The following is an 11,598-nucleotide window of genomic DNA, read 5'->3' on the forward strand; positions in this document are numbered from 1 at the left end:
ACCTCCCCTCATCGCGCTGCTGTGATTCCACTATTCCAGTCCGGAGCGGACGACGCTCAGAATCTTCGCGACAAGCTGAGCCGTCTACCTCTCGGTCCTCAGAGTGCTGACGGGTGCCTCCACCGCTGAGTAATTCCACTATTCCAGTCAGGCTCGGACGATGCTCAGAATCTCTGTCACAAGTGCGTCTACTTCCTCCGGCGACCTGGCTTCCACGTTGAGCCGGAGCAACGGTTCGGTATTCGAGGCGCGCAAGTTGAACCAGGCGTCGTCCGGAAGCTGGACCGTCACGCCGTCGAGCCGGTCCACTGACTTCGCGCGAGCGCCGAACGCGTCCAGCACGGCCATCGTCCGGTCCTTCGCGTCCGCCACTGTGGAGTTGATCTCCCCGGAAGCCGCATACGTTTCATACGAGGCCATGAGCTCGGAGATCGGGCGGTCGGATTCGCCGAGCGCGGCCAGCACGTGCAGGGCCGCGAGCATGCCGGAGTCGGCGCCCCAGAAGTCGCGGAAGTAGTAGTGCGCGGAGTGCTCGCCGCCGAAAACCGCGCCGGTGGAAGCCATTTCCTGCTTGATGAACGAATGCCCGACCCGGGTGCGCACCGGGGTGCCGCCCAGGCGGGTCACCAGCTCGGGCACCGCGTGCGAAGTGATCAGGTTGTGGATGATCACCGCGCCGGGTTCCTTGGTCAGCTCCCGCTCGGCGACCAGGGCGGTGATCGCGGAGGGCGAAATCGGCTCGCCCTTCTCGTCGACGACGAAGCAGCGGTCGGCGTCACCGTCGAACGCCAGTCCGATATCGGCGCCGGACTCGCGCACCAGCTTCTGCAGATCGACCAGGTTGGCCGGATCCAGCGGGTTGGCCTCGTGGTTCGGGAACGAGCCGTCCAGCTCGAAGTACAGCGGCACGACCTTCAGCTGCGGGAGCGTGCCCAGCACCTCGGGGACGGTGTGCCCGCCCATGCCGTTGCCCGCGTCCACCGCGATGGTCAGCGGACGGACGTTGTCCAGCTCGACCAGGCCGCGCAGGTACTTGGCGTAGGCGGTCAGCAGGTCGAGTTCGGTGGCGGAGCCGCGGGGGCCGTCGTAGCCGGGCACCCCGGTGGTGACCTCGGCCGCGATCGTCGCCAGACCGGTTTCCTGGCCGACGGGCAGCGCGTTGGCGCGGCACAGCTTGATGCCGTTGTACCGGGCCGGATTGTGGCTGGCGGTGAACATGGCACCGGGGGAGCCGAGGTTGCCGGAGGCGAAGTACAGCTGGTCGGTGGAGGCCAGGCCGATGTGCACCACGTCCAGGCCCTGATCGAGGACGCCGTCGGCGAACGCGGCGGCCAGGCCGGGGGAGGATTCGCGCATATCGTGGCCGACGACCACGCGGGTCGCGCCCTCGGCGCGCATCAGGCGCGCGAACGCGGCGCCGACATCGCCGACGAATTGCGCGTCGATCTGTTCTCCGACAACACCGCGGACGTCGTAGGCCTTGATGACCGCGTTCACGGACTCGGCAGAGCGGGCGACTGTCATGCGCTCCACCCTAGTGTGCACAGGCACACCGGAACTCAGCTGGGCGGGATTGTGCGCGGTCACGCGGGATCAGCCGGGCGGGTCCGGTAGTACACGTAGGTGACCGCGACGACCGGTGCGGGTGGTGCGCGGCGGCGGCGCGGAGTAATCGCGGTAACCGCGATCGGCGGCCGGCTCGGGCGGACGACGACGTAAACCGGCCTCGCGCACCGCCTCGGCCAGCGCGGTCAGATCGTCGTCATCCGGTGTGCTGGAGGAGAATCCGCCTTCGTGCCGGACCAGCTCCCACCCCTTGGGGGCGGTGATCCGGGATCCGTGCGTTTCACACAGATCCCAGGAGTGCGGTTCGGCGACGGTGGCCAGCGGGCCGACGACTGCCGTGGAGTCGGAGTACACATAGGTGAGCGTCGCGACGGCCGGATTCTTGCAGCCTGGTCGGCAACAACGACGCATGGGGATCACGCCGAGAAGAGTAACCCCCCTGGCCCTTTCACGGGCTCAGACACGCTCTAGATCGACGATTCGGGCTATTCGGGATCGATGATCTCGGGGTCGACGCCGAGGTAGGTGGCGATCTGCTGCACCAGGACCTCGCGGAGCAGTTCCACCAGATCGTCCGGGTCGCCCGCGCGCAGTTCCAGGGGCTTGCGGAACAGCACGACCCGGGCGCGGGTCGCGGCGCCGTGCCGATCGACCCCGGCGGGGATCAGGCGGGACAGCGGAACGGGGCCGTCGGCCACCACCTCGTCCGGCCAGGTGACCGAATCGGGGTGCAGCGGACGAATTTTCGGTACATCGTCGACCGCGATGTCGAGTTTGGTGAGCCGGTCGTGCCAGCGGCTGTCCAGGGGCGCGAACGCCTCCAGGACGAGACGGTCGAACTGCTGGCCGCGGGTGCGCCAGGCCGGGACCGTCGGCGGGAGCATGGGCCCGCGCACCCCACGGCCGCGGCGGATCACCGACCGGGCGGTCGGGGGTCGTCGGTTGCGGGAGCGTGCCATAGAGAGAAACTTACTGCGTCGCCCGGCGACTCCGTGCGGGGTGGCGGTCGTCCGCGGTGGGGTCCGGGCCCGGACAAACTCGCGCCGACCTCGGGAGAGGCCGGCGCGAGTGTTCGCTGTCGGAGAAACCGGTACCGCGGGACTATCCGATGCCGCGTTTGAGGCGGCGGCGCTCCCGCTCGGAGAGGCCGCCCCAGATACCGAAGCGTTCGTCGTGCGCGAGTGCGTACTCCAAGCACTCGTCCCGAACCTCGCAGCCCATGCAGATCCGTTTCGCCTCGCGGGTCGAGCCGCCCTTCTCGGGGAAGAACGCCTCCGGATCGGTCTGCGCGCACAGAGCACGCTCTTGCCACTGTTCTTCGATGGTTTCGAACATCTCGTCGAAGCCCGTGACGATCAGGCTCAACCGGGGTGCCTGTGCGACCTCGGGTTGTTGCGAGAATTCGTCACCTGCCGCGTGTTCGATGCCGCCGATGTCTGCGCAGACGCCACGTGCTGCGCCTGCTGTGGAATCGGTTGGCGTGACCATATCGTCGGCCATCGCTCCGCCTCCTCACTGTGTGTTAGCGCAGAATGATTCTTTCCGTCGGACCAACGCGCACACCGACGGCACTACCCCGCGACGTTGTCCCGCGGACATCCCCGAGCTCGTCACCCCAGTGCGAACATGCGTTCGAAAAGCCGTCCGCGCCTTGAGGTCTCGCGCGAACCCGGAATGACATGACTGTGATTAGACACGCCGGACGTGTCGATGGTCAAGCGGCCGACGCTATTCCGTTACTATCCGCCACCGTTTTCCGGCCTGATCTTGGTGTCAGCCATAGCAAATGGATAGCAAATAGGATCTTGCGGTCGGGCGCGTCGGTTACGCCTAGGCTGTGCGGATGTGACTGCACAACAAGCGGACGGCACCACCGTGCGCGCGCCGAAGATCGCCGTCCTGGTCGGCGGCGTAGGGGGCGCGCGTTTTCTGCAGGGCGTCCGGGAACTGCTTCCCGAGGCCGATGTCTCGGCCATCGTCAATGTCGGCGACGACGTCTGGATGCACGGTCTCCGTATCTGCCCCGACCTCGATACCTGCATGTACACCCTGGGTGGCGGCATTGATACCGAGCGCGGCTGGGGCCGGCTCGGGGAAACCTGGCACGCCAAGGAAGAGCTGGCGAAATACAACGCGCAGCCGGATTGGTTCGGCCTGGGCGATCGCGATATCGCCACGCACTTGATTCGAACTGAAATGCTGCGTGCCGGATACCCGCTTTCGGCGGTCACCCAAGCGCTCTGCAACCGGTGGCAGCCGGGCGTCGAACTCATCCCGGCAACCGACGATCGCTGTGAAACGCATGTCGTTGTGAGTGATCCGGAGCGCCCTGGCGAACGCCGCGCGATCCATTTTCAAGAGTGGTGGGTGCGCTATCGAGCGAACCTCGAAACGTACGGATTTGCCACAATCGGGGCAGATGAAGCGAAACCGGCACCAAATGTGACGGAGATCATAGCTGCGGCAGATGCCGTTCTGCTGGCCCCTTCGAACCCGGTTGTCAGCATCGGTTCCATCCTCGCGGTGCCCGGAATCCGGGGTGCGTTGCGCACCACGGAGGCGAAGGTGATCGGGGTGTCCGGGGTGATCGACGGCAAGCCGTTGCGCGGCATGGCCGACGAATGCCTGTCGGTGATCGGCGTGGACACCACCGCCGAGGCGATCGGCCGCTACTACGGCGCCCGCACGGCCACCGGCATTCTGGACGGCTGGCTGATCCATACCACCGACACCGCCGAGGTGCCCGGCGTCGAAGTGCGCAGCGTACCGCTGCTGATGACCGACCCGCCGACGACCGCCGAAATCGTCCGGGAGGCACTGGATCTGGCTGGGGTGAAGTGGTGAACCCGATCGTCGATCACGCTGCGGCCGAACTGACGATTCTGCCGGTCACCGGGCTGCCCGAGTTCCGGCCCGGCGATGATGTCGCCGCGCACATCGCCGCCTGCGCGCCGTGGCTGGCCGACGGCGACATCCTCGTGGTCACCAGCAAGATCGTGGCCAAAGCCGAGGGCCGCATCGTCACCGCGCCGCTGGATCCGGAGGAGCGCGACGCCGCGCGCCGGACGCTGGTCGATCAGGAAGCGGTGCGGGTGCTCGCGCGCAAAGGCCGCACCCTGATCACCGAGAACAAGCTCGGCATCGTCCAGGCTGCCTCCGGTGTCGACGGCTCCAATGTGGAGCAGGGCGAATTGGTGCTGCTGCCCGCCGATCCCGACGCCAGCGCCAAGGCCTTGCGCACCGCGCTCGCCGACCAGCTCGGCGTCGATGTCGCGGTGGTCATCACCGACACCATGGGCCGGGCCTGGCGCAACGGCCAGACCGATGCCGCCATCGGCGCGGCCGGCCTGCGGGTGCTGCACGACTACGCGGGCGCGGTGGACACACAGGGCAACGAACTGCACGTCACCCAGATCGCGCTGGCCGACGAACTCGCCGCGGCGGCGGATCTGGTGAAGGGCAAGCTCGGCGGGCTCCCGGTCGCGGTGGTGCGCGGGCTCCCGATCACCGATGACGGGTCGAGCGCGCGGGATCTGCTGCGCGGTGGCACGGAGGACCTGTTCTGGCTCGGCACCGCCGAGGCGATCGAGCAGGGCCGGCGGGAAGCGATCCTGCTGCGCCGCTCGGTGCGCCAGTTCGCCGATACCCCGGTGGATCCCGACCGTATCCGGGCCGCGGTAGGGGTGGCGTTGACCGCGCCCGCACCGCATCACACCCGGCCCGTGCGTTTCGTCTGGCTGCGCGATCCGGACCGCCGCGCCGCGCTGCTGGAAGCGATGGCCGACAAGTGGCGCGCCGATCTCGGCTCCGACGGCCGGACACCCGAGAGCGTCGAGCGCCGAGTCGCCCGCGGCCGCATCCTTTTCGACGCCCCCGAGGTGATCATCCCGTTCTGTGTCCCCGACGGCGCGCACGATTATCCCGACGAGCGCCGCCGCGCCGCCGAGCAGACAATGTTCACCGTCGCGGTGGGCGCCGCGGTGCAGGGCCTGCTGGTGGCGCTGGCCACCGAGGGGATCGGCAGCTGCTGGATCGGGTCGACCATTTTCGCTCCCGAGGTCACCCGCGAGGTGCTCGGATTGCCGGCCGACTGGAATCCGCTGGGGGCGATCGCGGTCGGTTACCCGCTGGAGGAACTGGCGCCCCGGCCCGCGCGCAGTCCGGGCGACGGGTTGGTCGAGCTGTGACCGCCGAGTCGCTGCACGCCTCGGCCACGAAACTGCTCGAAACTTGGTCACCGCCAACCGGTCCGGAACATGCGCTGCGGGAGGCGATGCTCGCGTTCCTCGGGTCGGCGCCGCGCGGCTGCCTGCGCGAGCACGCCCCGGGGCACATCACCGCCTCCGCCGTCGTCTTCTCGCACGACGGCGGCGCGGTGCTGCTGACCCTGCACCCGCGCGTGGGCCGCTGGATCCAGCTCGGCGGCCACTGTGAGGAGACCGACGAGACCGTCGTCGACGCCGCCTTGCGTGAGGCGACCGAGGAGTCCGGTATCGAGGGTCTGGTCATGGACCCGGAACTGTATGGCGCGCAGGCCCATCCGATCACCTGTTCGCTGGGCGTGCCGACCCGGCATCTGGATCTGCTGTTCCGGATCACCGCCCCGCCGGGCGCGGTGCCGGTGCGCAGCCACGAATCCACCGATCTGCGCTGGTGGCCCGTCGACGCGCTGCCGCCGAATGCCGAAGTGCTGCTGCGCTGATCGGCCCTACCACAGTGCGCCGGATTCCCGCTCGAAACATGTTGATACCAAATCGTTGTACTCCGTCTTTGCCTCGATGCCGGGCTGTTGCTCCGGTTTTCGAGGGGTCGATCGCCCCCGGCGCGCCTCGGTAAACCGCCGGGCGAGAGCGGTTCGTCACCTTTCGCTTCCTGTGGCTCCGCAGCCCGCGCGGTAGGCGCCGCAGGTCCCGCCGACTCGATCGGTGCTGGTCCCGGCTACCGCGGCAAGGACTTCCAAGTCAGGGCACCCTTCGTTAGCCGGACGTGTGCGGTGACCGCAGTCACATGTGACTCCACTCAAATAACGACCGCCGCCGTTGTAACCACTGCCACGTTTCCCCACTCGGTGCCGTTGTAACAGACGTAAAGTCTGTAAGTATTCTCATGCGTCGGAGTTAGGGTTCTTATTTAGCGGGGCAAACGTGCAATCGGCTGGCAAACCTGCGGGGTCTCCCGATCCAAAACGCCATTTGTGGGTTCTCGGCCTGATCGCCCCCTCATGTGCGCTCTTGCCTTCTCAACTGGTGCTTCACACCGGGCAAGCAGTGTTCTGGTGGATCGGGCCGATCATCGTGCTGGTAGTCATTCCGATCCTGGATTGGCTGGTGGGCGAGGACGGCAGCAACCCCCGGGACGAGGACTACGAGCTGCTGTCCAACGATCGGTACTACCGTTGGTGCACATACCTTTTCCTACCCATCCAGCTGATCGGTCTGGGGATCGCCTGTTTCATGTGGGCCGGCAATGACCTGAGCGTCCTGGACAAGCTCGGCCTGGCGGCGACGCTCGGCTTCGTCAGCGGGATCGGCATCAACGCCGCGCACGAACTCGGGCACCGGGTGGAGCATCTGGAACGCTGGCTCGCGAAAGTCGCGCTGGCGCAGTCCTGCTACGGCCACTTCTTCGTCGAGCACAACCGCGGCCACCACGTCCGGGTCGCCACCCCCGAGGACCCGGCCAGCGGCCGGCTCGGCGAATCCCTGTGGGAGTTCTTGCCCCGCAGCGTGATCGGCGGTTTCCGCTCGGCCATCGCGTTGGAACGCGAGCGCCTGGCGCGCAAGGGCAAGCGCTGGTGGGACCCGCACAACCACATCCTGCAAGCCTGGTCGATGTCGATCGTGCTGTTCGGTGGCCTGGTCGCGGTGTTCGGCATCGGTGCGCTGCCCTACCTGCTGCTGCAGGCGGTGATCGGCGCGGCGCTGCTGGAAACGGTGAACTACGTAGAGCATTACGGCCTGCTCCGGGAGCGGCGGCCCAACGGCAATTACGCCCGCTGCTCCGCGCGGGACAGCTGGAACAGCGACCGGCTCGTCACCAACATCTTCCTGTTCCATCTGCAGCGGCACAGTGACCACCACGCCAATCCGGGCCGTCGCTATCAAACCCTGCGCAGCTCCATGCAAGCCCCGCAACTACCCGCCGGCTACGCCTCGATGATCGTGTTCGCGGCCATCCCGCCGCTGTGGCGCGCGGTGATGGACCACCGCGTGATCGCGCACTACGACGGCGATATCAGTCGCGCGAACATCCAGCCGCGTAAGCGCCGCCGGATCCTGTCCGCGAACGAGGCGACCGCGTAACCCGTGACTGTCGTCTCCGACTAGCCTTGGTCGCGGAACTGTCGACCAGGAGAGGCTGATGACGACCTCAGAACTTACCGCCGATGTGCGCAACGGCATCGATTACAAAGTAGCCGATCTGTCCTTGGCCGAGTTCGGCCGCAAGGAGATCCGCCTCGCCGAGCACGAGATGCCCGGCCTGATGGCGCTGCGCCGCGAGTATCACGACGTGCAGCCGCTCAAGGGCGCGCGGATCTCCGGCTCGTTGCACATGACGGTGCAGACCGCGGTGCTCATCGAGACCCTGGTCGCGCTCGGCGCGCAGGTCCGCTGGGCCTCGTGCAACATCTTCTCCACCCAGGACCATGCCGCCGCGGCCATCGTCGTCGGGCCGCACGGCACTGTCGAGGAGCCCAAGGGCACCCCGGTTTTCGCCTGGAAGGGCGAGACGCTGGAGGAGTACTGGTGGGCCGCCGAGCAGATGCTCACCTGGCCGGAGGAACCGGCCAACATGATCCTCGACGACGGCGGTGACGCCACCATGCTCGTGCTGCGCGGCGCGCAGTTCGAGAAGGCCGGCGTCGTGCCGCCGGAGGAGGAGGATCACTCGGCCGAGTACAAGGTGTTCCTGAACCTGTTGCGCGCCAGCCTCGAAGCCGACAAGTCCAAGTGGACCAAGATCGCCGAGAGCGTCAAGGGCGTCACCGAGGAGACCACCACCGGCGTGCTGCGGCTCTACCAGTTCGCCGCCGCGGGTGAGCTGGTGTTCCCGGCCATCAACGTCAACGACTCGGTCACCAAGTCGAAGTTCGACAACAAGTACGGCACCCGCCACTCGCTGATCGACGGCATCAACCGCGGCACCGATGTGCTCATCGGCGGCAAAAAGGTGCTGATCTGCGGTTACGGCGATGTCGGCAAGGGCTGCGCGGAATCGCTTGCCGGACAGGGTGCTCGGGTCCAGGTCACCGAGATCGACCCGATCAACGCGCTGCAGGCGTTGATGGACGGCTACGACGTCGTCACCGTCGAGGAGGCGATCGGCGACGCCGACATCGTCATCACCTCGACCGGCAACAAGGACATCATCACCCTCGATCACATGAAGGCGATGAAGGATCACGCGATCCTCGGCAATATCGGTCACTTCGACAACGAGATCGATATGGCGGCGCTGGAGCGTTCGGGCGCGACCCGGATCAACATCAAGCCGCAGGTCGACGAGTGGACCTTCAAGGAGTCCGGCAAGGCGATCATCGTCCTGTCCGAAGGCCGCCTGCTGAACCTCGGCAACGCCACCGGTCACCCGTCGTTCGTGATGTCGAACAGCTTCTCCAACCAGGTCATCGCGCAGATCGAACTGTGGACCAAGCCGGAGCAGTACGACAACGAGGTCTACCGGCTGCCCAAGGCCCTGGACGAGAAGGTCGCCAAGATCCACGTCGAAGCGCTCGGCGGCACGCTGACCAAGCTCACCAAGGATCAGGCGGAGTACATCGGCGTCGATGTCGAAGGCCCGTACAAGCCGGAGCACTACCGGTACTGACGAGGCCGCGATTCGCTGTCGTGGCCGTTCCGTGTCAAGTATCATGGTGTGCGTCACGCATGTGATGTTGAGCGGTAGGGACCGCCCGCGACAGACGATCCCTACCTGATGGGTTAACTAATCCATACTCGACGGACTAGCACCAGCGCCCCGGCGATTACGGCAGCCATTGTGAGGACTATGCCGTAGTCGACCGGGGACTTGCTTTTCCGCCGACGATGCTTAGCCATTCCATCACCTCCTCCCTCGGCGCGGTGTGGCCTGGACTAGCTGGTTGCCACACCGCCCCTCGGTGGGAGGTGTCCCCACCCTACGTGAGCTGGGCCTCGCCAAATAGCGATTTCGCATGAATCCTGTTGCGCCCGACGGGGTCCTGCGCTTTGCCCGTCCCGGGTGGCAGGCAGGTGGTGCTCGGGACGATCATCCGAACCAGGCTGCATAGCCGGAAGGCGGTCGCCGGGCCCGACCCCGGGTACGCGGACCCGGTCACCGACCCGATCGCGGCGGGTTCGGCCACGGCGCTCGGGGCGATGCAGGCCGGTGTCGCGATGAGCAGGAACGCGATCGTCCCCGTGCGTGCGAGGTAGAGGTTCATCAGTGCATTCAAGCCGGATTCGGCTCGGCCGCGAGGCCCCGAATTGCAGTGGCTTGCGCGCCTGTAATCTCCTGCCCATGGGTGTGCTGGTGGCGGTGGAGGGTCTCGACGGTGCGGGCAAGCGCACGCTGATCGAGGCGACGGCCGCCCGGTTGCGCGCGGATGGACTGCGGGTGAGCACGCTGGCCTTCCCGCGTTACGGCCGGTCGGTGCACGCCGACCTCGCCGCCGAGGCCCTGCGTGGCGCGCACGGGGATCTGGCGGAATCGGTGAATGCGATGGCGTTGCTGTTCGCCCTCGATCGCGCCGACGCCCGCGCCGAGCTGACGAAGCTGGTGCTGGACAACGACATCGTCATTCTGGACCGCTACGTCGCCTCCAACGCGGCCTACAACGCGGCCCGCCTCGCGCAATCCGCCGACAGCGAGATCGCGCGTTGGGTGGCCGAATTGGAGTTCGGCCGTTTCCAGCTGCCCACGCCGGATCTGCAGCTGTTGCTGGACGTCGATACCGAGCTCGCGGCCGACCGCGCGCGCAAGCGCGGCGAACTCGACGCGACTCGCGCACTGGACGCCTACGAACGCGACGGCGGATTACAGCGGCGCACCCTCGAGGTCTATCGTGAGCTGGCCGAAGGCAACTGGCGCAGTCCTTGGTGGAGAATACGATCCGATGACGATCCGGCATCGGCGGCCGCGCGATTGGCCGAATTGGTTTCCGGATAAGGTTGGATGTGCGGCGGGTTCGCACCAGTGTTGGCGTGGCGGCCCGTTCCTGGCCTGGGAGATGACAACATAGTAATTATGAAGCCCAAGATTCTGGTCGTCGACGACGATATGGCACTCGCTGAGATGCTCACGATCGTCTTGCGCGGGGAAGGGTTCGACCCGCACGTGGTCGGCGACGGCACGCAGGCCCTGGCGGCGGTTCGTGAGATCCGCCCCGATCTTGTGTTGCTGGACCTGATGCTGCCCGGCATGAACGGCATCGATGTATGCCGCGTGCTGCGGGCCGATTCCGGCGTTCCGATCGTGATGCTCACCGCCAAGACCGACACGGTCGACGTGGTGCTCGGTTTGGAGTCCGGCGCCGACGATTACATCGTCAAACCGTTCAAGCCGAAGGAGCTCGTCGCCCGCGTGCGGGCGCGGCTGCGGCGCACCGAGGAGGAGCCGGCCGAGCTGCTCTCCATCGCCGACATCGTCATCGACGTGCCCGCGCACAAGGTGACTCGCGGTGGTGCGCAGATCTCGCTGACGCCACTGGAATTCGATCTGCTCGTCGCGCTCGCGCGCAAACCGCGCCAGGTGTTCACCCGTGAGGTCCTGCTGGAGCAGGTCTGGGGATACCGGCACGCCGCCGACACTCGTCTGGTGAACGTGCACGTGCAGCGGTTGCGTGCGAAGGTCGAGAAGGATCCCGAGAATCCGGAGATCGTGCTTACCGTGCGCGGGGTCGGGTACAAGGCCGGACCTCCGTGATCGAGCGCGCGAGCGAGCCATTCGACGCAGCGACCTCGGTCGGCGCGGAGGCGAGCGCTGACGAGGCGCGGCGGTGACCGAAAACCCGGAGCGCCCGCGCGGCGGATCAGGGGGACAGCGGTCGGCCGA

The 11,598-nt window shown here is 66.9% G+C and carries 12 protein-coding genes; 7 read left to right on the plus strand and 5 right to left on the minus strand.

What is annotated here, in order from left to right; translation table 11 throughout:
* Positions 1 to 147: 147 nt before the first annotated feature.
* The 4 genes from BJ987_RS11640 to BJ987_RS11655 all read right to left on the minus strand — a co-directional run bounded on the left by BJ987_RS11640 (position 148) and on the right by BJ987_RS11655 (position 2,901).
* Complete coding sequence (locus BJ987_RS11640) at positions 148 to 1,524, minus strand: phosphomannomutase/phosphoglucomutase (protein ID WP_209888073.1); 1,377 nt, start codon at positions 1,522 to 1,524, stop codon at positions 148 to 150.
* A 69-nt stretch (positions 1,525 to 1,593) separates the two neighbouring features.
* A complete protein-coding gene (locus tag BJ987_RS11645; RefSeq protein WP_245366860.1) occupies positions 1,594 to 1,977 on the minus strand; it encodes a DUF3499 domain-containing protein in 384 nt (127 codons plus the stop codon).
* A gap of 74 nt (positions 1,978 to 2,051) precedes the next feature.
* On the minus strand, positions 2,052 to 2,525 hold the full coding sequence (locus BJ987_RS11650) for a metallopeptidase family protein (RefSeq protein WP_209888079.1): 474 nt from the start codon (positions 2,523 to 2,525) through the stop codon (positions 2,052 to 2,054).
* 142 nt (positions 2,526 to 2,667) lie between these two features.
* A complete protein-coding gene (locus tag BJ987_RS11655) occupies positions 2,668 to 2,901 on the minus strand; it encodes a WhiB family transcriptional regulator (RefSeq protein ID WP_194815746.1) in 234 nt (77 codons plus the stop codon).
* Positions 2,902 to 3,441: 540 nt separating this feature from the next.
* On the opposite strand from BJ987_RS11655, the gene cofD reads away from it, so the two are divergent.
* The 5 genes from cofD to ahcY all read left to right on the plus strand — a co-directional run bounded on the left by cofD (position 3,442) and on the right by ahcY (position 9,393).
* Complete coding sequence (gene cofD, locus BJ987_RS11660) at positions 3,442 to 4,410, plus strand: 2-phospho-L-lactate transferase (protein ID WP_209888082.1); 969 nt, start codon at positions 3,442 to 3,444, stop codon at positions 4,408 to 4,410.
* Positions 4,404 to 5,753 carry a coenzyme F420-0:L-glutamate ligase gene (locus BJ987_RS11665; RefSeq protein ID WP_372446849.1) on the plus strand — a complete coding sequence of 450 codons (1,350 nt, stop codon included), beginning with the start codon at positions 4,404 to 4,406 and terminating at the stop codon, positions 5,751 to 5,753. The genes cofD and BJ987_RS11665 overlap by 7 nt, the downstream gene beginning before the upstream one ends.
* On the plus strand, positions 5,750 to 6,268 hold the full coding sequence (locus tag BJ987_RS11670) for an NUDIX hydrolase (protein WP_209888088.1): 519 nt from the start codon (positions 5,750 to 5,752) through the stop codon (positions 6,266 to 6,268). The genes BJ987_RS11665 and BJ987_RS11670 overlap by 4 nt, the downstream gene beginning before the upstream one ends.
* Positions 6,269 to 6,710: 442 nt before the next feature.
* On the plus strand, positions 6,711 to 7,868 hold the full coding sequence (locus BJ987_RS11675) for an alkane 1-monooxygenase (RefSeq protein WP_209888091.1): 1,158 nt from the start codon (positions 6,711 to 6,713) through the stop codon (positions 7,866 to 7,868).
* Positions 7,869 to 7,926: 58 nt separating this feature from the next.
* Positions 7,927 to 9,393: an adenosylhomocysteinase gene (gene ahcY, locus BJ987_RS11680; protein WP_209888094.1), complete on the plus strand. Its 1,467-nt coding sequence runs from the start codon at positions 7,927 to 7,929 to the stop codon at positions 9,391 to 9,393.
* Positions 9,394 to 9,703: 310 nt separating this feature from the next.
* Here ahcY and BJ987_RS11685 read toward each other — a convergent pair whose 3' ends face one another.
* Entirely contained in the window at positions 9,704 to 9,988 is a 285-nt protein-coding gene (locus BJ987_RS11685; protein WP_209888097.1) for a hypothetical protein, read from the minus strand.
* 77 nt (positions 9,989 to 10,065) lie between these two features.
* Here BJ987_RS11685 and BJ987_RS11690 point away from each other — a divergent pair, with 77 nt between their 5' ends.
* Entirely contained in the window at positions 10,066 to 10,713 is a 648-nt protein-coding gene (locus BJ987_RS11690) for a dTMP kinase (protein ID WP_209888100.1), read from the plus strand.
* A gap of 78 nt (positions 10,714 to 10,791) precedes the next feature.
* Positions 10,792 to 11,469 (plus strand): MtrAB system response regulator MtrA, encoded by a 678-nt coding sequence (gene mtrA, locus BJ987_RS11695; protein ID WP_062984230.1) that lies wholly within the window; start codon positions 10,792 to 10,794, stop codon positions 11,467 to 11,469.
* Positions 11,470 to 11,598 lie beyond the last annotated feature (129 nt).

It is taken from the genome of Nocardia goodfellowii (genome assembly GCF_017875645.1).
Classification (GTDB): Bacteria; Actinomycetota; Actinomycetes; order Mycobacteriales; family Mycobacteriaceae; genus Nocardia; species Nocardia goodfellowii.